This is a genomic window from Corynebacterium faecium (genome assembly GCF_027257105.1).
GTDB lineage: Bacteria > Actinomycetota > Actinomycetes > Mycobacteriales > Mycobacteriaceae > Corynebacterium > Corynebacterium lehmanniae.
Genome location: NZ_JAPYJX010000001.1, coordinates 363,676 through 384,449, shown reverse-complemented (window position 1 = coordinate 384,449; position 20,774 = coordinate 363,676). Strand labels below are relative to the sequence as shown.

The following is a 20,774-nucleotide window of genomic DNA, read 5'->3' as shown; positions in this document are numbered from 1 at the left end:
TGCCGAGAGGTATGAATTAGTGGTTAACGAAGATAAAGGAAAGTTCCTGACGGTCGCCGAGGTCGCGGAGATCATGCGCGTATCCAAGATGACCGTCTACCGCCTCGTCCACTCCGGCGAGCTGCCCGCCGTCCGCGTGGGCCGCTCCTTCCGCGTGAACGAGACGGCAGTGAGCGAGTACCTGGAGTCCTCCGTCTACGACGTGGGATAGTCCGAAGGTCTCGTTTACAGGACCTCGAGAACACACCCGCCGCACCGGTTTTCCGGTGCGGCGGGTGTTTTTGGCCCTGAAAAGCCCTGCCGGTATGCTTTGAACGATCAGGTCGGCCACCCCCTGTGGGAGTGTGCACCTCCCACGAACCGCGGAAGCGGTTGCGCCGGCCGCGTACGTACGCACTTTGAACAGGAAAGAGGTAGCCCAATGGGTTCAGTGATTAAGAAGCGCCGCAAGCGCATGTCCAAGAAGAAGCACCGCAAGATGCTCCGCCGCACCCGCGTGCAGCGTCGTAAGCTCGGCAAGTAAGCCGCGAGCGTTCACCCGCCCCCGTTGAGGGAGGCGGGTTTTTCGTGTCCGCGGCAGGATGCTTACTCCTAGATGCTTACCGTCCGAGGATGCTTACTTCTAAACGCTTACTTCTCGACGAACCTCCGGCCGCGACCGCCGCGTCACTCGAGAAGTAAGCATCCTCGGGTAAGCATCTAGCGCCGGTAAGCATCCTCGGGTAAGCATCTAGCACCCAGCGCCCTGGCCCGGCGCCACGGCCGCGCCTACCGCCGCCGGCGCCACCACCACAGGCCCGCGCCCGCCAACACGGCCGGGACCACGCCGGCGCGCACCACCCGGCGCACGGAGCGGTAGTCCCGCACCGCCCAGCCCTGGGCCTTGGCGTGCTTGCGCAGCGCCCGGTCCGGGTTGATCGCCACCGGCGAGCCGACCATTTCCAGCATGGGCAGGTCGTTGATGCTGTCGGAGTAGGCGGTGCACTTGGACAGGTCCAGCTGCTGCAGCGCCGCCAGCGCCGCCACGGCGTGCTTCTTGCCGGGGCCGTGGAGGATGTCGCCGACGAGGCGCCCGGTGAACTTGCCGTCTTTTTCTTCCGCCACGGTGCCCAGCGCGCCCGTGAAGCCTAGCGTTTCGGCGAGTGCTTGGCCGATCTGCACCGGGGTGGCGGAGACCAGCCACACCTGCTGCCCGGCGGCGAGGTGCATGGCGGCCAGCTCGATGGTGTCGGCGTAGGACTTCTCCAGCATCCGGTTGTCCACGATCTCCCGGCACGCCTGCTTGAGCTCCGCCACGCTCTTGCCCTTCACAACGGCCAGGGCCTGCTCGCGGCCCTCGGCGATGTCGTCGGCGTTTTCGGAGCCGGAGACGCGGTAGCGGATCTGCTTGCGCAGGGCGGGCGCCAGCTCGGACAGGGTAATGAAGCGCTTCTTAAACAGCCCCTGGGCCAAAAGGATCAGCGAGGAGCCCTGGATCAGCGTGTTGTCCACGTCGAAAAACGCGGCGGCTTCGGTGTCCTGGGGGATCTCCGGGTCGGGCGGGGTGATCTTCTGGCGGCCGGCGGTTTCGAAGGCGCCGCCGACGGAGTCCACACCGAGCGCGAAGTCGTCGATGTTGATGCCGAAGGTCTCTTCCACCGCGGCGGCTGCGGCGGCGCGGCCGGCGGTGCGCTGCGCGTCGTCGTCGAGCGGGGGCATCACGCGCTCCTCTAAGAAGCGGCGCAGGTTGCCCTGGGATTGGGACCACTGCGCGAGGATTTCGCGCTGATCAGACATGGAACTACGGGCCCTTTCGGGTGGGGGTGTTAGCGTGTGCAATCGTACAACGCCCCGGCATATGCACTCACAGGAGGAGCGGCGATGAAAAAGGTGGAGCTGATGGTCCGGTCCACGTGCGGTTCGTGCGAGCGGGTGGCGGGCCAGATCGCCCCTGTGGTGGCGAAGCACGGCGTTCAGCTCGCGCTTGTGGACGTCGACGAGGACCCGGAGCTTGCTGCTGAGTACGGCGATCGCGTGCCCGTTGTGGTCATCGACGGCGAGGAGTTCGCCTGCTGGGAAGTGGACAACGACGACCTCGACGCGGAGCTGTCCAACTAAAGGACTATTCTCTAGTGTGATTTTCAACTGACTGGAGGGTTTTGCGTGAGTGTTCTGCTTGTGGGGATGTCGCACAGGTCGGCGCCTGTGGCCCTGCTGGAGCGGCTCAGCATGGACGCGGAGGTCCAGAACGGGGCGACGGGCGCGCTGGTGAAGCAGCCGTCGCTGTCTGAGGCGATGATTATCTCCACGTGCAACCGCCTGGAGGTCTACACCGTCACCAACGCGTTCCACGCCGGGGTGGAGGATGTGCTGCGGGTGCTTGCGGACGTCTCCGGGGTCGACGCGGCTGAACTGCGCCGTTATCTCTACGTGCGCTACTCGGACGCGGCCGCGGAGCACATTTTCACGGTGGCGTCCGGCCTGGACTCGATGGTGGTGGGCGAGCAGCAGATCATCGGCCAGGTGCGTTCCGCCTACGTCGACGCCGTGGAGCGCGGCACCGTGGGCCCGAGCCTGCACTCGCTGGCCCAGGCGGCGCTGCACACCGGCAAGCGCGTCCACTCCGAGACGGGCATCGACGATTCGGGCGCGTCCATGGTCACCGTCGCGCTCGAGGAGGCGATGGAGCGAATGCTTGTCGACGACCTCCGGGGCAAAACCGCACTCGTCCTAGGCGCCGGCGCGATGAGCTCGCTGGCCGCAACGCATCTGGGCAAGAAGGGCATTGACAAGCTGGTGCTGGCCAACCGCACCCGCGACCGCGCGGAGCGCCTCGCCGAGCACTCCCGCGAGGCCGGCGTGCCCGCCGAGGTGGTGGACTTCGCCGACCGCGCCTCGGTGCTGGACCGCGTGGACCTGGTGGTCTCCGCCACCGCCTCCGACGAGTTCACCATCACCCCGGCCGACGTCCCCGGCCCGCTGGTGCTGGCGGATTTGTCGCTGCCGCGCGACATCGACGACGCTGTGGCGGACATCGACGGCGTGCACCTGGTCAACATCGAGTCCCTGCACGAGAAGATGCGCGGCAGCGACAACGAGGACTCCCGGGCGCTGCGCCGCGCCGAGGAGATCGTGGCCGAAGAGGTGGACACGTTCGGCTCGGAGCAGCGCGTGCGCGAGGTCGCCCCGGCGGTGACGCGGTTGCGCCGCAACGCCGCGGAGATTTCCGGCCAGGAGCTGCAGCGCCTGCGCACCCGTCTGCCGAAGATGTCCGAGGACGACTTTGATCAGGTCAGCCGCATGGTCAAGCGTGTCGTCGATAAGCTTTTGCACGCGCCGACAGTGAAGATCAAAGAGCTGGCGGCGACGGCGGAGACGGTGAGCGTGGAAGAGGCGGTCACTGAATTGTTCGGGCTGGAAAGCCCCTCCGTGGCGGTGGACGCGCAGAAGCTGCCGCTGCCCGAGGAACTGCACGGCAAGGAGAAGTAGATGTTCAAAATTGGCACACGCGGATCCCACCTGGCCACCACCCAGACCGGGCACGTCCGCGACGCGCTGGGCGAGCACGGTCACGCGGCCGAACTGCAGATCGTGACCACCCCGGGCGACTTGTCCCAAGCGCCCGTGGAGCGCATCGGCGTCGGCGTGTTCACCTCCGCGCTGCGCGACGCACTGTTTAACGGCGAGGTCGACATCGCCGTCCACTCGTTCAAGGACCTGCCCACTGCCGACGAGCCGCGCGCCCACATGATCATCCCCGTGCGCGAGGACAGCCGCGAAGCACTCATCGCCCGCGACGGCCTGACCCTGGCCGAGCTGCCCGAAGGCGCGCGCGTGGGCACCTCCGCGCCACGCCGCGTCTCCCAGCTCAAGGCCGTGCGCCCCGACCTGGACATCCGCCCGCTACGCGGCAACATTGAGCGCCGCATGTCGTATGTGGAAGACGGCGAGCTGGACGCGATCATCCTGGCCTACGCAGGCCTCGTGCGCGGCGGATACGGCGACCGCGCCACCGAAGTCTTCTCGCCCGAGGTGTTCATGCCGGCTCCCGCCCAGGGCGCGCTGGCCGTGGAGTGCCGCTTCGACGACGCCGTGGCGCGCGAGGCGATTGACACACTTATCGACGCCTCCGCCACCGCCGAATCCACCGCCGAGCGCGCCGTGCTGGCCCGTTTGGAGGCGGGTTGCACCGCGCCGGTCGCCGCCTCGGCGGTGTTCGACGGCTCGGGCGTGACCCTGCGTGCCGGCGTGTTCGCCCTGGACGGCTCCCGCCAGCTGGTGGAGGAAGCCCAGGGGGCAGACCCGGCCGAGCTGGGCCGCAAGGTCGCCGAGGTGCTGCTGGAGCGCGGCGCCGCCGACCTGATGGAGTAGCGCTGGAGCGGCAGCTTTGCGGATCGTCTAGCAGTCTCGCTCGTGCTGCTAGACGATCCGCCTGCGCGCGAGGCATTTCCCCAGGTGATATTGGAAATGCTTCTCGGCAGCGGCGAGATCGTCTAGCAGAGTTACTGCGCTGCTAGACGATCCGGGGGTTGAGGCTCCGGGCGGTGCGGACGGAGCGGAATACAGCGCTGGTTTTGTTCTCGGGCTGAAGCATTTTATGGTGGAGATACCATACGTTCAATACCCTCCGCGCAATCGGGTCGGTGGGCCGTTGTGAGGCCGATCAACACCGCGAACCCAGCCGCGCGGGGGCGGTTTATTTGTGCCTAGAAGAGATTTCTCCATGACAGAGCCCACTCACACCCCCCAGCCGGGGAAGGTGATCTTCGTTGGTGCTGGACCGGGTAACCCTGAATTGCTCACGGTTCGCGCTCGCGAAGTAATGGAATCCAATTCTATCGCCCTCGTGGACCCTGAGGTGTCAGCGGGGGTCCGAAGTGTCGTCGCGGCGGCGCTGCCAGTGCCGAAAGCCAAGATGGACGCGGCCAACGAGCGCTACGAGAAAATGTGCGCGGAGGCGAAAGAGGCTGGCGCGCGGCGCAAGCCGCCCCGCCCAGAGGACCCGACTGCTGCGGAGTTGCAGGAGGTTGGGCTGGACGGCGGAGTGATCGTCGAGAAGCTGAAGCTCGCGCTTAACGACGCCGCGGAAGCGGTGGAGCGCGGCGAAGCCGGCGACGGCGACGTCATCCGCCTGGTATGCGGCAACCCGCTGACGCGCGACTCAGTGATGGAGGAGATCTCCGCGGTGGCCGCCGAGGGCATGGAGTTCCAGGTGGTGCCGGGGATGTCGCTGCCGTCGACTGTGCCGTCGTTCGCCGGAATCGCGCTGGGCTCGACGTACACGGAGGCCGACCTCAACAACGGCGGCGTGGACTGGGACCAGCTCGCATCCGCTCCGCAGCCGCTGGTGTTCCAGGCGAACCAGGAGCACCTGGCGGAGATGGTGGAGCAGCTCACGCAGCGAGGCTTCCAGGCGTCCACCCCGGTGACGGTGACCACGCGCGGCACCACCCGCCTGCAGCGCACGTTCGACGCGACGCTGGGCACCGTGGGCAAGCTCGACGCCGATCTGGAGGGCCCGCTGGTGGTCACCCTCGGCACCGCGGCGGACGACCGCTCGAAGTACTCGTGGTGGGAAAACCGCCCGCTCTACGGCTGGCGTGTACTCGTGCCGCGCGCGAAGTCGCAGGCAGGAGTGATGAATGCCCGCCTGTCGCAGCACGGCGCGATCCCGCAGTCCGTGCCCACGATTTCGCTGGAACCGCCGCGCAACCCGGCGCAGATGGACCGCGCGATCAAGGGCATCGTGGAGGGCCGCTACCAGTGGATCCTGTTCACCTCGGTCAATGCCGTCGATGCCGTGTGGTCGAAGTTTGAGGAGCTGGGCCTGGACGCCCGCTCGTTCGCCGGCGTGCACCTGGGCGCGGTGGGGCAGAAGACCGCCGACGCGCTGATCGCCCGCGGCATGCAGCCGGAGCTTGTGCCGCACCGCACGAAGCAGAACGCGGCCGGTCTGGCGGAGGCGTTCCCGGAGTACGTTGAGGACATCGACCCGGTTTCGCGCGTGCTGCTGCCGCGCGCGGACCTCGGCTCCGACGTGCTGGTGGACGGCCTGCAGGAGAAGGGCTGGGAGGTCGACGACGTGGTCGCCTACCGCACCGTGCGCGCCGCCCCGCCGCCGCCGGAGACGCGCGACATGATCAAGACCGGCGGCTTCGACGCCGTGTGCTTCACGTCCCCGTCGACGGTGAAGAACCTCGTGGGTATTGCGGGCAAGCCGCACTCGCGCACGATCATCGCCTGCATCGGCCCGGTCACCGAGGCGGAGGCGCGGGAGCAAGGCTTGCGTGTCGACGTCGTCCCGGAGGTCGCCGACATCCCCAACCTCGTCGACGCCCTGGCCGACCACGTGGCAGGGCTGCGCGCGTCGGGGCAGTTGCCGCCGCCGCGCAAGAAGCGTCGGAAGGCAGCGAAGGCTGAGAAGAGCGCCGGCGGGGACACCGCGGCCGCAGCCGGCTAGAAACGCGCCGGCTGGGTCGTGTCGGGTGCGCGTTCTAAGATGTGGCGCATGGCTGATTACGACTTGATTCGACGCCCCCGCCGCTTGCGACAAACCCCCGCTCTCCGTGAGTTTGTCACGGAGACGCGCCTGCACCCGGCCGACTTCATCCTCCCGCTGTTCATCGCCGACGGCATCGACGCTCCGCGCGAGATCCCGTCGATGCCGGGCGTGTACCAGCACACCCCGGAATCGCTGGTAGAGATCTGCCGCGAGGCGCTCGACGCCGGAGTGAAGTGTGTGGACCTGTTCGGCGTGCCGCGCGAGGAGGACAAGGACGCCACCGGCTCCGTCGCCGTTGCCGAAGACGGCGTGCTTAACCGCGCGATTGCGCTGCTGCGCAAGGAGTTCGGCGACGAGCTGATCATCATGGCGGACACCTGCCTGGACGAGTTCACGGACCACGGCCACTGCGGCGTGCTCACCACCGACGCGCACGGCAGGGAAGTGGTGGACAACGACCCCACCGTGGAGATCTACTGCGACATGGCGGTGGCTCAGGCGCGCGCGGGCGCGCACATTGTCAGCCCGTCCGGCATGATGGACGGCCAGATCGAGCAAATTCGCAGGGCGCTTGATCGCGCGGGTTTCGCCGACGTCGCCATCATGGCCTACTCCGCGAAGTACGCCTCCAAGTTCTTCGGGCCGTTCCGCGACGCGGTCGGCTCCTCGCTGAAGGGCGACCGCCGCACCTACCAGCAAGACCCGGCGAACGTGCGCGAGTCGCTTTTGGAAACGGAGCTGGACATCGCCGAAGGCGCGGACTTTGTCATGGTCAAGCCCGCGCTGCCGTACCTGGACGTGCTGGCCAAGATCGCGGAGATGTCCCCGGTGCCGGTGGCCGCCTACCAAGTCTCCGGCGAGTACGCCATGCTCAACGCGGCCGGTCAGAACGGCTGGATCGACTACGAGGAGACGATGATGGAAGCACTGATGTCCATCAAGCGCGCCGGGGCAGACCAAATTTTCACCTACTACGCCATCGAGGCAGCAAAGAGGCTCAATGGTTAGCTTGCCCCCAATGAATCCGGGATCACCGAGCCGGGTGGGACCGGAGGCCGTCGAGAAGCACAAGGGCTCCATGCCCGAAGCTGTGCGCTACATGCTCGCGGCCTGGACCGTGATGATCGGCGGGGAACTACTGCACCAGATCTTCGCCGTGGCGGCGAGCGTGATCGACCCGTCCGCGCTGCGCGAGGTGGCCAAGGAGCGCGCCACCAACGGCGACGGCGAGGTCTCCGAGGCGCTGATGAACGCCAGCGTGTATGGCTCGATCTTCATCATGGCGCTGCTGCAGCTCGGCGTGATCCTGCTGTTCGTCTTCGCGCTGCGCGCGGTACAAAAACAGGCGAAATGGGCGGAAAACGCCCGCAGGCTGCTGCAGATCTTCTCCGTCTTCTTCGCCCTGCGCATGGTCACGCTGTTCATGATGGTGCCGGCCTCCACCGCGGTGCCGACGGCCATGTTCGGCATAGACGGCGTCATCCAGATCATTCTTGGTGTTGCGGGCATCCTGGGCATCATCTATTCAGTTGACAAGGATTCCGTGGCGTGGACCAAGCCGCCCAAGGACAAGTCCGGTGGTAGTGCTGATGCGGCGGGAGCGCCGGAGAAGAAGGAGAGCTAAGCGGTGGCAGGGATGTTCCCGACCATGGTGTCGGACCCGAATGACAGGAACCGGCGCTTTACCGGCGAGGTCGGCCCGGATTGGCCGAAGCCGCTGAAAATCGGCTACTACCTGTGCCTGATCGCGGCGGTGCTGATGTTCGTCATCGCGTTTTTGACCATGGCCAACGGGGTGCCGGACCGGCTGCCGGATACGTGGATGATTGAGGGGGCCGACGAGGAGCTCTACGACACTTTCGCACGGAACCAGCGGGTTTTCACCTGGGGCAGCATCATTCTCGGCTCCCTCATTACGTCGTGCTGCGCCTACTTGCCAAAAGGTTCGAAAGTTGCGCGGCGCTGGCTGGCCGGGTTCATCGGCCTGGCGGTGTTTTTGCAGCTGGCCAGCTTCGTCGTCGGCGTGGCGGGGCTGGCGTCCGTCGTCGTGGTTGTCGTTCTCGTCTTCGCCCTGTTTTTCGTGTTCCGCCCGGCCGCCAACGCGTTTATGGATAAGCGCAGCGGCGACGTCTGGGAAGGGGTGGAATGAGCAAGTACGAAGGCGAGGACCTGGAAAAACTCAGCACCACCGGGCGCGAAGGCGCCAAGCTGGATCAGCTGAGCGGCGAAGAGCTCGACGAATACATCGAGGCCGCCCGCGACGCGGCCCGCGAAGCCGGCGTCGACCCGGCCACCGCCAGGCGCGACCTGGACGGCGAGCTCGTGCGCCCCAACGCCTCCTACGCCTTCGAACTGCACGGGGTGGAAGACGGCCCGCAGCTGACGGAAATCGAAGACGCCCTCGAATCCCTGGAAGGGGTTTCCGCCCGCCTGGTGTACCCCACCCGCATGGCGTGGGTGACCGCACCGGCGACCATGCCGTTGCCGCAGCTGATCAAGACCATCGAAGAGTTCGGCGTGACCGCCGTGGTCACAGACTCCACCCTGCAGCGCCGCGCCCACGGCCGCTACTGGACGGAACACCCCATGCCGCGGCGCGCCAAACACCACCGGAAAGAAGAAGCGGCGCACCTTTTGGCCCGCGCCCAGGGGTTCGTGCAGAACAAAACCCGCGCGGAGCGCCGCAGCGGCGACGTGCTGTTTACCGCCCGCGACCTGGTCACCCCGGGCAGGCTGTGGCTGGCGGTGGTGCTGACCATTCCGGTGCTGCTGCTGACCTACGTGCCTGCCCTCGGGTTCCCGGGCTGGCAGTGGGTGGCGTTCGCGCTGACCACCCCGGTGGCGTTGTGGTGCGCCTCCCCGTTCCACCGCGCGATGGCCGGGGGTGTGCGCCGCGGGCTCTCCGCGCTGGACGGTGCGAGTTCCATCGCCATTTTGGCGTCCTACCTGTGGTCCTTCGCCATGCTGTTGTTTACCCAGGCCGGGCGCATCGGTTACCAATCCAGCGGCACCTGGGTGCCGTTGGAGATCGGCCGCGGCCCGGAGCTCTACCTGGAAGTCTCCTGCACGGTGACGACGTTGCTGCTGCTCGGCCGCTTCTTTTCCATGCGGGTGCGCACCAACCTGTTGGACGAGTTGGAGGCGCGCCGCCCCGGCGCAGAGTCGACCTACGAGGTCACTCACCGCAAGAAGGGCGGCGGCTGCGAGCAGCTCCCAGCGACGGAGATCATGCGTGGCGACGACGTCCGCGTCCGCGCAGGCCAGGTCATCCCCGTCGACGGGGAAGTGGTCGGCGGATCCGGCGCGATCGGTTGGGAGCTGGTGGACACCCACGACAGCCCACAGTTGAAGGTGGGCAAGCGCGTCGTGGCGGGATCCGTGCTGCGCGAAGGCGACATCAAGGTTCGCACGATCCGCGTCGGCCACACCACGTTTCTGACCGCAGTGCAGCGATGGCTGGAGGAGGCCTCGCGCCACCAGAACGCCGCCACGATGGTCTCCACCCGCTCCGCCAGCATGCTCATCCCGGCCGCGTACGCGATTGCGGTGCTGGACTTCGGCCTGTGGCTGCTGTTTACCGGAAACGTCAACACTGCGGCGTCGACAGCCTTGGCGATCCTGGTGGTGGTTGCCCCGTTTAGCCTTGCCATCTCGCCGGCGCTGGCGATCCGCCAGGGCATCGAGGCCGCCGTTCGCAACGGCGTGCTGATGAGAGACGGCAATGCTCTGAGAGTCCTGTCCAAGGTGGACACCGCCGTGTTCAACCGCGTGGGCACCCTGGTGCTGCCGCAGATGCACGTGGAAACGGTCACCGCCGCAGACGGGGAAAGCAGCGAACTGGTGGTGCGCATCGCCGGCGTGCTTTCTGCGGATTCGGACCACCCGGCCTCGCGCGCCATTGTGAAGGCGGCCCGCGAGGTGCGCGACGCCCGCTCCGGAGACCCGCGCCTGCCGGATTGGATCGAGGTCGGCGACGACACAGTCACCCCCGACGGCGAGTTCGGCGGCCGCCTCACCGCCACCTGGGGCTCCGGGGAGAACGCCCGCACCCATACTTTCGACGCCTCCCTGTGGAGGCCCACCAACCTGTCCCAGCTCAATGGCAAGCTGTTGGTGGCCGCCACCACTGGCGGCACCCCGGTGGTGGTGCGCTGGGACGGCAAGGACCGCGGCGTGATCACACTTTTCGATCCCGCCAAGGAAGACGCTATCCAGGCGGTGGACACCCTGGAATCCATGGGCGTGGAAACGGTGATGCTCTCGCGCGACACCTATCCGGTCGCGCGCCGCTTCGCCGACTTTTTGGGCATCTCCCAGGTGCTCGCGGGCATCCGCTCCGACCAGAAACCCGCCTCGGTGCGTGCACTGCACACCCAGGGCGGCATTGTGGCCATGGTGGGCGATTCCAGCGTGCTGCCGGTGCTGCGCGTGGCGGACTCCGGCATCCTGTACGCCGGCGAGGACCTCTACAGCACCAAGGCGCCGAGTTGGAACAACGTCAGCGACGTGGTGCTCGTGCGCAACGACGTCATGGCCGTGCCCCAAGCCATCGAGCACGCCCGCCGCGTCAACCGCATCGCCGACAGGAACCTGTGGTTCGCCGGCATCTACAACGCGGCCGCCATCGTCCTCGCCGCCGCAGGCGTGCTGCCCCCGGTGGGCGCAACCCTGCTCATGCTGGGAAGTTCCCTGCTCGTGGAGTACAGCTCGCGCCGCGCCAGCCGGTTCCGGGTTCAGGGTCTGCGCCGGTAGGCTTGGGTGCCATGACCAGACGCGATCTCGCCAACGCACCCCTGCTCGAGGCGGCCTGTGGCCGCACCCCCTCGCGCACCCCGGTGTGGTTCATGCGCCAGGCCGGCCGCTCCTTGCCCGAATACCGCGAAGTGCGCGAAGGCATCCCCATGCTGGACTCGTGCTTCATGCCGGAACTTCTCGCGGAGATCACGCTGCAGCCGGTGCGCCGCCACGACGTCGACGCCGCGATCCTGTTCTCCGACATCGTGGTCCCGCTCAAGGCAGCGGGTGTGGACGTGGAGATCGTGCCCGGCCGCGGCCCGGTGATGGCGGAGGCGGTGAGGTCGCGGAGTGACGTCGAGAAGCTGCCTTTGCTTGACGACGAAGTCGCCGCCGTGTCCGATGGCATCAGCATCATCCTCGACGAACTGAACGACACCCAAGCCCTGATCGGGTTCGTCGGCGCGCCGTTTACCCTGGCCAGCTACCTCATCGAGGGCGGGCCGAGCAAAAACCACGAGAAGACCAAGGCGATGATGCACGCCGAGCCGGAAACCTGGCACGCGCTGATGCGCCGCCTGGTGCCCACGATCATCGCGTTTCTGCGCACGCAGGTCGAGGCCGGCATCGACGCGATGCAGCTGTTCGACTCCTGGGCGGGCTTCCTCACCGAAGCCGACTACCGCGAATTCGTCCTGCCGTACTCGGAGGAGATCCTCGAATCCGTCGCAGGCGAGATCCCGCGCATCCACTTCGGGGTGAGCACCGGCGAGCTGCTCGGCGCGATGTCCGAGGCTGGCAGCGAAGTCATGGGCGTGGACTGGCGCGTGCCGCTGGATACGGCCGCGACCCGGTTTGCCTCCCCGCGCGTGTTGCAGGGCAACCTGGACCCGGCCATGCTGTTCGCTGGCACTGACGTGGTGCGCAGCGAGGTCGCGCGCATCAAGGCGGAAGCCGCCCGCGCAATTGCAGCGGGCGACGCCACCGGACACATCTTCAACCTCGGCCACGGCGTGCTGCCCACCACCGACGCAGACGCGATCACCGAGGCCGTGCGCATCATCCACGAGGAGAGCTAATGAACATCGCCATCATCGGCGCCGGACTGGCGGGCCTGACCGCCGCGTACGAACTTCGCGCGCTCAGTGCAGAAGCCGGGGCAGTAGACAACTTGAAGGTCGACGTCTACGAGGCCACCGACCGCCTCGGCGGCAAGCTCCACACCGTCGCCTTCGAGGCCGGCCCCACCGACATGGGCGCCGAGGCGTTCATGGCGCGCCGCCAGGACGCCGTGGAATTCTTCACCGAGCTCGGCCTCACCGACTCCCTGGTGGAGCCGTCTGGCCTGCGCTCATTGGTGTGGGTCGACGGCGAGGCGCGCGCGCTGCCCACCGGTGGGGTGATGGGCATCCCGTCCACCTCCGAGACTGTCAAGCACCTGGTCAGCGAGGACACCGCGCAGCGCATCGACACCGAGGCCGACCGCGAAGGCTTCGACTGGGAAGTCGGCGGCGACGTCAACGTCGGCAAGCTTGTGCGCGAGCGTTACGGCGACGAAGTGGTGGACAACATCGTCTCCTCCCTGCTCGGCGGTGTGTACTCCTGCATCGCCGACGACCTCGGCGTGCGCGCGACCATCCCGCAGCTAGCGGAGGAGTTCGACCGCCTCGCCGCCGACGGGCCAGTGCACCTGTCCACCGCCGTGGCCAACCTGGAGCGCTCCCGCCGCGAGATGCCCACCGGCCAGGGTGCGGTGTTCAAGACGTTCCGCGACGGCTACCAGGAGGTCTACGAAACCCTCGCCGAGAAATCCGGCGCGGACATCTACATCGACGCGTTTATTTCGGCGATCAGCCTCGAGGGCTCGGCTGAGGAACCGAAGTACCGCCTCAAGGGCGGCGAGGACAAGGCCTACGACCACGTCATCCTCGCCGTGCCCGCTCCCACCGCGGCGCTGCTGCTCAAGGAGATCGCGCCCGAGGCCTCCGAGGCGCTGAAGACCGTGAAGCTGGCCAACTCCGCGGTGGTGGGCATGCGCTTTGCCTCCGACGAGGGCCTGCCGCAGAACTCCGGCGTCCTCGTATCTACCGGCGCCGAGGACGTCCACGCGAAGGCGTTCACGTTCTCCTCGCGCAAGTGGCCGCACCTCGCCGAGCGCGGCGGGGCACTGGTGCGCGCCAGCTTCGGCCGCTTCGGCGACAACGTCGCCATCACCGCCTCCGAGGACGACCTCGTGGACTGGGCCCTCGACGACCTCGAAACCATCACCGGCTTCGACGGCCGCGCCGCCGGCCTCGAGGAAATCTACGTCCAACGCTGGCTCGGCGGCCTGCCCCGCTTCGACGAGAACCACCTCGCCACCGTGTCCAAGGTGCGCAGCCTGCTTCTCGACGAACCAAAGGCCTCCCACATCTCCCTCACCGGCGCGTGGGCCGGTGGGGTCGGCGTGCCGGCGGTTATTGCCGATGCGAGGGCCGTGGCGGCAGCTGCCGTCGCAAAGCAAAAGCCCTAAACCAGCGGGAGGTCCCGGCTGCCAGTGCGCTCTGGAAGCTCGAAGTTGTCGAAGCCGCCGTATTCCCGTGAAAGCTCGTAGATGAGCCGGCCGGCATCGACAGGGCGTGTGCCTCGGTCGGATTCGTTTTGTGGTGTTTCCATGTTGCGCCTCCTCTCTGAGTCGCGTGCACGCAGAACCTAGCACCTCATTCTCCGCTTGGGTAGGGGGTGCGGGCGGATGTGCACTAGGTTGATCACCTATGGAAGAACACGCGCATCCACGCGAGAGGGCTGCCGAGCCTGCTGAGCCTGCCGAGAAGGAATGGTGGGAAGAAGACGGCCTGCCATGGAACGGCAAACCCACCAAAGCCGACTATTGGTGCCTGGGCTGGTTCGGCTTCGTCGGCATCTTCGGCCTGGCCATGATCCCGCTGCGGGCGTGGCTATTGGGGCTGGACCCGCCGATCATGCTGGCGCTGACAGGCTCGCGCGTCGGCGCCGCGTCCACCGGCGCGCTCGCCGCGGTGGGGGAGGCGCCGCACTGGCTGTTGTTCCTGCTCATCGGCTCGATCGTGAACATCAAGTTCGACTGGATCTACTGGTGGGCCGGCAAACTCTGGGGCCGCGGGATCCTGGACGTGCAGGCAGCGAACTCGCCGCGCGCCGCGAAAAACATCGAGCGCGTGGAGAAGTGGGCTATCAAGCTGGGCTGGCTGGGCATCTTCCTCGCCTACGTGCCCATCCCGCTGCCAATCGCGTTCGTGGTGTTCGTACTCATGGGTATGACCGGGATGCCGTTGTGGAAGTTCATGGTCCTGGACTTCATCTCCAAGACGCTGTGGTCCTTCCTCTACCTCGGTCTGGGCTGGTGGATCGGTGAGCCGGTCGTGATGGTGCTGGAACAGTACGCCAAGGTGGCCAACTGGATCGCCATCGCGCTGCTGGTGGTGGTGTTCTACGGCATCTTCCGCAACCAGGGGAAGAAGAAGCCGGCCGCCGAGGTCGTGGGCAACGAGATCGAGGCCGGTCGGTAGGGCGGCCGGGCGGCGCCGAAAGTCGAGCGGCGGAGGTCGAGTTCGCCCTGTTTTAGGCCCGGACTCGACCTCCCGGACTCGACTTTCGCGTCGCTGGACCGAAGGGGGCCTGACAGATTCCGCCGGGCGTCTGCGGCGACCTGGGGGTTTAGGGGGCCCGACAGATTCCGCCGCGAAGTGTCGGGCCCCCGCCCGCCGGCCCCGGGAACCCGCTATCGGTTCACCACGACGGTGGAGAAGTCCTCGTCGCCGTGGCCGGCGTCCTGTTGCGCCTCCAACGACGCCAGGGCGGCGGAGACGGCGGGCAGGTCCTTGTCCGCGGACGCGAGCATCAGGCGGGCGTCCTTGGCGATGGCGTCGGCGGTGAAATCACCGGGCGAAGTAGAGCGCTCACCCAAAAGGAACGGCGACTTCATGTTCACGATGAACTCCAGGCCGGTGGAGCCGAGCATGTCCACCACCTGCTCTTCCGTCAACCCCTGGGATTCGCCCAGGACCAGCGCTTCCTTGAAGCCTTCGATGGTCACGGCCAGGGCGAGGTTGGCCAGCAGTTTGCCCACGGCGGCGCCGGCGGCAGTGTCCACCTCCTTCAAGCGCTCAGGATTAGCGGCGGCCCAGGGGGCAACGACGTCGGCGACTTTAGAACGTCGATAAGCATCGGCGCCCCCTACGTACACACCGAGCTTGCCGGCGCGCGCGGGCGGGAGCGAGCCGACGACCGGGGTGTGCACGTAGCCGGGCACGGCGTCGGCGAAGGCGGCGGCGTCCGCGGGGGAGATGGTGGTGGCGTCGGCCCAGGTCGCGCCGTCGGGGATCAGTCCGGGCTCGATCACCACCTCGCGCACGATGTCGGGGCCGAACAGGCAGGTGATCACCAGCTCGGCGCCCTCGACGGCTTCCGCGGGGGTCGAAGCGGCGGTAGCCCCGCGCGAGACCAACGGTTCGGTCTTCTCGGCGGTGCGGTTCCATACGGTCAGTTCGTGGTCGTCGACAAGCTTGAGCGCGAGCTCCGTGCCCATGCGGCCGAGGCCTAAAAACGCGATTTTCATATGGCCTAGGATAGACAACCATGACTGCGGAAAAGCCGACTTCAGCTAACACCCAGCGCTCGCACGAACTGTTCGAGCGGGCGCAGAAAACCACCCCGGGCGGCGTGAACTCGCCGGTGCGCGGCTTCGGCTCGGTGGGCGGGCAAACCCGCTTCATCCAGAGCGCGCACGGCTCGAAGCTTGTGGACGTGGACGGCAACTCGTACGTGGACCTGGTGTGCTCCTGGGGCCCGATGGTGCACGGCAACGCCCACCCGAAGATCGTCGAGGCCGTGGAGAAGGCCCTGCGCAACGGCCTGAGCTTCGGCGCGCCCACGGAGGCGGAGATCGAGATCGCGGAGCACATTGTGAAGCGCACGTCGGTGGAGGAGGTGCGCATGGTCAACTCCGGCACGGAGGCCACCATGTCCGCCGTCCGCCTGGCGCGCGGGTTCACGGGCCGGCCGAAGATCCTCAAGTTCGAAGGCTGCTACCACGGCCACGTCGACGCGCTGCTGGCGTCCGCGGGCTCCGGCATCGCCACGTTCTCGCTGCCGGATTCCCCGGGCGTGACTGGCGCGCAGGCGCAGGACACCATCGTGGTGCCGTACAACGACTTTGAGGCCGTGGAGCGCGCGTTCCGCGAGAACGAGGGCGAGATCGCGGCGGTCATCGCCGAGGCGGCCGCGGGCAACATGGGCACCGTCGCCCCGCAGAACGACTTCAACGCCAAGCTCAAGGAGCTCGCGCATCTCAACGGCGCGCTGCTGATCCTCGACGAGGTCATGACCGGTTTCCGCACCTCCTACGCCGGCTGGTACGGCGTTGACAACGTTGCGGGCGACCTGACCACCTTCGGCAAGGTCGTCTCCGGCGGCCTGCCCGCCGCGGCATTCGGCGGTCGCCGCGACATCATGGAGCACCTCGCGCCGAACGGCCCCGTCTACCAGGCGGGCACCCTGTCCGGTAACCCGGTGGCGATGGCGTCCGGCCTGGCCTCGCTCGAGCTGGCCACCGAGGACATCTACCCGACGCTGAACAAGAACGCGGATCTGCTGGAGCGTTTGCTTCACGACGCCCTCACGGCCGAAGGCGTCACTCACCACATCCAACGCGCGGCGACCATGCTCTCCGTCCGGTTCGGGGAGGGCGAGGGCCACAACTTCGCCGACATGCAGGCCGCCGACACGTTCCGCTACGCCCCGTTCTTCCACGCCCTGCTGGACGCTGGCGTGTACGCGCCGCCGAGCGCGTTTGAGACCTGGTTCGTCTCCACCGCTCTGACGGACGAGGACTTCGGCCGCATCGAGGACGCGCTGCGCTCCGCCGCGAAGGCCGCCGCGGCGGCGAAACCCGCGGAGGCCTAAATGACCAGGACGACGGTGCACCTGGTGCGCCACGGCGAGGTGTACAACCCGAAGAAGATCCTCTACGGGCGCATGCCGGGCTACCACCTGTCTTCCCGCGGCAACTCCATGGCCGTGGCCACCTCGAAGTTTTTCCGCGGCCGCGATGTGGTCTACCTTGCGGCGAGCCCGCTGGAGCGCGCGCAAGAAACTGCCCGCCCGATCGCGGAGGTCACCGGCTGCGAGGTGGACACGCGCGAGGACATCCTGGAGGCGGGCAACACCTTTGAGGGCCTGCGCACGAAGGGGTGGCGCTCGCAGCTGATCAACCCGATCCGCTGGCGGCACATGACTAATCCGTTCGAGCCGAGCTGGGGCGAGCCCTACCAGGAGATCTTCGAGCGCATGTGGTCCGCGGTCGAGGACGCCCGCGACAAGGCCGAGGGCCACGAGGCCGTGCTGGTCAGCCACCAGCTGCCGATTGTCACCGTGCAGCGCCACGTGCAGGGCAAGCGCCTGGCGCACGCGAGCCGCAACTGCGACCTGGCCAGCGTGACTTCACTTGTGTTTGACGGCGACAGTGTTGTTGACTGGGCCTACAACACTCCAGCCCAGCACATCTGAGAGGTACTATGCGCAAGCTTTTCGCCGCGCCGCTTTGCGCGGCCGCGCTTTTGCTGGTTGCCTGCTCCGGCGCGGACAACGGCGGCAACTTCGCGTTCCACTCGCCGGGCGGGCAGACTGAAATCCTCTACGACGAGGCGGAACGCAAGCCCCTGGCCGGCTTCGAGGGCGAGTCGCTTCTCGACGAAGACCAGACCATTGCCTTAAGTGATTTCGACGGCGAGATCGTCGTGCTCAACGCTTGGGGCCAGTGGTGCGCGCCGTGCCGCGCGGAGGTGGACGACCTGCAGCAGACGCAGGAACACCTCCAAGCACAGGAAAACGGCACCGTGCTGGGCATCAATGTCCGCGACCCGAACCCGCAGATCGCGCGGGATTTCCTGGCGGACAATCACGTGACCTACCCGTCCATCTACGACCCGCCGTTTAAGACCGCGGCGCAGTTGGGCGGCGTGCCCAGCTCCGTCATCCCGACGACCATCGTGCTGGACAAGCAGCACCGCCCGGCGGCGGTGTTCTTGCGCGCCGTTTCTGCGGACGAGCTGATCGAGCTCACCGACCGCCTGGCCGAGGAGGCGTAGGTGGGGTTCGCGGAACTGGCGGCGGACGGCCCGCTGCTGCTGGGCCTGCTTGCGGCGGCGGTCGCCGGCCTGGTGTCCTTTGCCTCCCCGTGCGTGATCCCGCTGGTGCCGGGCTACATCTCGTATTTGACCGGCGTGGTCGGCGGGGAGATGACGCTGGATGAAAACGGCGCGCGCGTGTCCCGCAAGCACTGGGCCGTGGCGGGCGCGGCGGCATTGTTCATCGCCGGTTTCACCGTGGTGTTCCTGCTGGCCACCGTCACCGTTTTCGGCGCGGTGCGCGCGATCGCGCTCAACGCCGACACGCTGATGCGCATCGGCGGGGTGGTGACCATCCTCATGGGCGTGGTGTTCATGGGTGCGGTGCCCGTCCTGCAGAAAGACACCCGCTTCCAGCCGAAGAAGTGGACCACCATCCTTGGTGCGCCTTTGCTCGGCGGGGTGTTCGCGCTCGGCTGGACGCCGTGTCTGGGTCCGACCCTGGCGTCGATCATCTCGGTGTCCGTGGGCACCCAGGGCTTCACCGCGGTGCGCGGCGTGCTGCTGGTTATCGCGTACTGCCTGGGCCTGGGCCTGCCGTTCCTCTTGGTGGCGCTGGGGTCCTCGTTCGCGGTGCGCGGCATTGACGTGCTGCGTCGGCACTCGCGGGCCATCCAGATCGCCGGCGGTGTCGCCATGATCGTCGTCGGGCTGATGCTTGTCACCGGCGCGTGGAACGGCTTCATCGGCTGGACCCGCCAGCTTGTCGACGGATTCGGAGGGACGATCATCTAAATGCGCACCGCACTGACTTGGCTGAAAAAGGCGTGGCACTGGCTCACCAGCATGCGCACCGCCCTGATGCTGCTGTTCGTGCTGGCGGTCGCGTCCATCCCGGGCGCGCTCCTGCCGCAGCGCACCGTGTCGTCCTCGCTGGTGGACGACTACCTCAAGGCCAACCCCACCACCGGCCCGATCTACGACAAGCTGCAGCTTTTCGACGTCTTCCAGTCTACGTGGTTCCTCGCCATCATCCTGCTGCTGACCATCTCCCTGGTCGGCTGCATCATCCCGCGCTCCATCGACCACTGGCGCGCGTACAAGGCCAAGCCGACGCGCGCGCCCAAGTACTTGGGGCGCATGCCGCACCACGTGGAGGGGGAGGTTGCGGGGGCGCCGGAGGACGTCGAGAAGCAGTTGCGCAAGCAGCTGAAACGCTGGCACGTGGCGTCCTACAAACCGGACGAGGACCGCGCCGGGGCGTTCTCGATTTCCGCGGAGCGCGGCTACACCCGCGAGCTGATGAACCTGATTTTCCACATCGGCATCGTCGCCATGATCCTCACCTTCGTGGCCGGCCGCATGGTCTTCTACGAAGGCCAGGTCATCGTGGTCACCAACTCCGAGGCCGAATCCGCGGTGCCGGTGGAGCAATCGCGGGTGTTCTGCAACACTTCGCCCGCCAACTTCGACGTCTTCCGGGCAGGCCCGCTTTTCGACGGCACCGGCCTGACCCCGTTTTGCTTCGAATCCCAGAACTTCTCGGCCACCTACCTGAATAACGGGCAGGCCAACGAGTTCTCCTCCGACATCACCTACACCGACGACCTGTCGGTCCCGCAGGAGGAGTGGACGCCCACGAGCCTGGCGGTGAACCACCCGCTGCGCGTGGGCGGCGACCGTGTCTACCTGCAGGGCCACGGCTTCGCCCCGCAAGTAACCATCACGTGGCCGAACGGGGAGACCCGCACGCAGATGATGCAGTTTCGGCCCACTGACGTGTTCACGTTCCTGTCCTCCGGCGTGATGCGCTTCGACCCGCCCGCCGGCATGTACCCGGACCTGGCGGAGCGCCGCCAGCACCAGATCGCCATCGAGGGCAACTTCGCGCCCACCGCCCGCTGGGCCGGGCCGAACGGCGACCAGCTGCAGTCCGCGTTCCCCTCCATGGACGACCCGGCAGTGTCCGTGGACGTCTACGTCGGCGACGCAGGCCTGGACACCGGCCGGCCGCAAAACATCTTCGTGCTGGACCAGTCCCTGGTGGCCGACGGGCGCCTGGAAAAGGTCTCCCGCGTCCAGCTCACCCCCGGCTCCGAGGCCACCGTGGACACCGGCGACGGCGAGGTGCGCGTGCGTTTCGACGGCGCCGCCGAGTACGCCAACTACCAGATCTCCCGCGACCCGATGCAGGTGTGGGCGCTGGTCTCCACCGCGATCATGCTCGGTGCGCTCGCCGGCTCGTTGGCCATCAAGCGCCGCCGCGTGTGGGTAAGAATTCGCCCGGGTACCTCGGGCCACACCCACGTCGAAATCGCCGGGCTCGCCCGCACCGACCGCGCCGGGTGGGGCCGTGAATTCGACGACATCGCCGCCGCCATCCTCGGGCTCGACCCCGACGACGATGAGGGCGAGCAGGGGGAGTTCAACCCCTATGACCTTTGATAACGCCTGCTAGTGGGGTAGGTTATGGG

General features: G+C 67.3%; 21 protein-coding genes. 18 read left to right on the top strand and 3 right to left on the bottom strand.

From position 1 onward, the window contains the following. Positions 1-19 precede the first annotated feature (19 nt). Positions 20-211, top strand: coding sequence for a helix-turn-helix domain-containing protein (locus O5O53_RS01990; protein ID WP_034997092.1), 192 nt, complete (start codon positions 20-22; stop codon positions 209-211). Positions 212-421: 210 nt separating this feature from the next. After that, positions 422-523, top strand: a complete 102-nt coding sequence (locus O5O53_RS01985; protein ID WP_003855542.1) for a 30S ribosomal protein bS22 — start codon at positions 422-424, stop codon at positions 521-523. A 245-nt stretch (positions 524-768) separates the two neighbouring features. Here O5O53_RS01985 and O5O53_RS01980 read toward each other — a convergent pair whose 3' ends face one another. Next, entirely contained in the window at positions 769-1,776 is a 1,008-nt protein-coding gene (locus tag O5O53_RS01980; RefSeq protein WP_239355946.1) for an HAD family hydrolase, read from the bottom strand. An 84-nt stretch (positions 1,777-1,860) separates the two neighbouring features. Between O5O53_RS01980 and O5O53_RS01975 the strand changes: the two genes are divergently transcribed. The 10 genes from O5O53_RS01975 to O5O53_RS01930 all read left to right on the top strand — a co-directional run bounded on the left by O5O53_RS01975 (position 1,861) and on the right by O5O53_RS01930 (position 13,727). Further along, complete coding sequence (locus O5O53_RS01975) at positions 1,861-2,097, top strand: glutaredoxin family protein (protein ID WP_239355945.1); 237 nt, start codon at positions 1,861-1,863, stop codon at positions 2,095-2,097. Between the two features lie 45 nt (positions 2,098-2,142). Next, on the top strand, positions 2,143-3,468 hold the full coding sequence (locus O5O53_RS01970) for a glutamyl-tRNA reductase (protein WP_269508532.1): 1,326 nt from the start codon (positions 2,143-2,145) through the stop codon (positions 3,466-3,468). Next, positions 3,469-4,350: a hydroxymethylbilane synthase gene (hemC, locus tag O5O53_RS01965; protein WP_269508530.1), complete on the top strand. Its 882-nt coding sequence runs from the start codon at positions 3,469-3,471 to the stop codon at positions 4,348-4,350. 352 nt (positions 4,351-4,702) lie between these two features. Next, the gene (locus O5O53_RS01960) at positions 4,703-6,439 is read left to right on the top strand and encodes a uroporphyrinogen-III synthase (protein ID WP_269508527.1); all 1,737 of its coding nucleotides are present in this window, start codon (positions 4,703-4,705) and stop codon (positions 6,437-6,439) included. A 48-nt stretch (positions 6,440-6,487) separates the two neighbouring features. Next, positions 6,488-7,489: a porphobilinogen synthase gene (gene hemB / locus O5O53_RS01955; protein WP_370642067.1), complete on the top strand. Its 1,002-nt coding sequence runs from the start codon at positions 6,488-6,490 to the stop codon at positions 7,487-7,489. Positions 7,490-7,499: 10 nt separating this feature from the next. Then, positions 7,500-8,105 (top strand): hypothetical protein, encoded by a 606-nt coding sequence (locus O5O53_RS01950; RefSeq protein ID WP_269508524.1) that lies wholly within the window; start codon positions 7,500-7,502, stop codon positions 8,103-8,105. 3 nt (positions 8,106-8,108) lie between these two features. Next, the gene (locus O5O53_RS01945) at positions 8,109-8,630 is read left to right on the top strand and encodes a hypothetical protein (RefSeq protein ID WP_269508523.1); all 522 of its coding nucleotides are present in this window, start codon (positions 8,109-8,111) and stop codon (positions 8,628-8,630) included. Beyond that, positions 8,627-11,233: a heavy metal translocating P-type ATPase gene (locus O5O53_RS01940; protein WP_269508521.1), complete on the top strand. Its 2,607-nt coding sequence runs from the start codon at positions 8,627-8,629 to the stop codon at positions 11,231-11,233. Before O5O53_RS01945 ends, O5O53_RS01940 begins: the two co-directional genes overlap by 4 nt. An 11-nt stretch (positions 11,234-11,244) precedes the next feature. Further along, positions 11,245-12,294, top strand: coding sequence for a uroporphyrinogen decarboxylase (hemE, locus tag O5O53_RS01935; RefSeq protein ID WP_269508519.1), 1,050 nt, complete (start codon positions 11,245-11,247; stop codon positions 12,292-12,294). Beyond that, positions 12,294-13,727 (top strand): protoporphyrinogen oxidase, encoded by a 1,434-nt coding sequence (locus O5O53_RS01930; protein ID WP_269508517.1) that lies wholly within the window; start codon positions 12,294-12,296, stop codon positions 13,725-13,727. Before hemE ends, O5O53_RS01930 begins: the two co-directional genes overlap by 1 nt. Here the strand turns inward: O5O53_RS01930 and O5O53_RS01925 are convergent. Further along, complete coding sequence (locus O5O53_RS01925) at positions 13,724-13,870, bottom strand: hypothetical protein (protein WP_181889714.1); 147 nt, start codon at positions 13,868-13,870, stop codon at positions 13,724-13,726. The genes O5O53_RS01930 and O5O53_RS01925 overlap by 4 nt on opposite strands. A gap of 98 nt (positions 13,871-13,968) precedes the next feature. Between O5O53_RS01925 and O5O53_RS01920 the strand changes: the two genes are divergently transcribed. After that, positions 13,969-14,742: a DedA family protein gene (locus O5O53_RS01920; protein WP_239307398.1), complete on the top strand. Its 774-nt coding sequence runs from the start codon at positions 13,969-13,971 to the stop codon at positions 14,740-14,742. 212 nt (positions 14,743-14,954) lie between these two features. Here the strand turns inward: O5O53_RS01920 and O5O53_RS01915 are convergent, their stop codons facing one another. After that, a complete protein-coding gene (locus tag O5O53_RS01915) occupies positions 14,955-15,791 on the bottom strand; it encodes an NAD(P)-dependent oxidoreductase (protein ID WP_269508515.1) in 837 nt (278 codons plus the stop codon). A 20-nt stretch (positions 15,792-15,811) separates the two neighbouring features. Here O5O53_RS01915 and hemL point away from each other — a divergent pair, with 20 nt between their 5' ends. From hemL to resB, 5 genes are read left to right on the top strand one after another with little or no spacing between them, the layout of a single operon-like run. Continuing rightward, positions 15,812-17,137 (top strand): glutamate-1-semialdehyde 2,1-aminomutase, encoded by a 1,326-nt coding sequence (gene hemL, locus O5O53_RS01910; protein ID WP_269508513.1) that lies wholly within the window; start codon positions 15,812-15,814, stop codon positions 17,135-17,137. After that, positions 17,138-17,740: a histidine phosphatase family protein gene (locus tag O5O53_RS01905; protein ID WP_269508512.1), complete on the top strand. Its 603-nt coding sequence runs from the start codon at positions 17,138-17,140 to the stop codon at positions 17,738-17,740. Between the two features lie 8 nt (positions 17,741-17,748). Further along, positions 17,749-18,321 carry a TlpA family protein disulfide reductase gene (locus O5O53_RS01900; RefSeq protein WP_269508510.1) on the top strand — a complete coding sequence of 191 codons (573 nt, stop codon included), beginning with the start codon at positions 17,749-17,751 and terminating at the stop codon, positions 18,319-18,321. Further along, positions 18,322-19,095, top strand: a complete 774-nt coding sequence (locus O5O53_RS01895) for a cytochrome c biogenesis CcdA family protein (protein ID WP_269508509.1) — start codon at positions 18,322-18,324, stop codon at positions 19,093-19,095. Next, positions 19,096-20,745 (top strand): cytochrome c biogenesis protein ResB, encoded by a 1,650-nt coding sequence (resB, locus tag O5O53_RS01890; protein ID WP_269508507.1) that lies wholly within the window; start codon positions 19,096-19,098, stop codon positions 20,743-20,745. It begins immediately after the preceding gene. Positions 20,746-20,774: the final 29 nt, after the last annotated feature.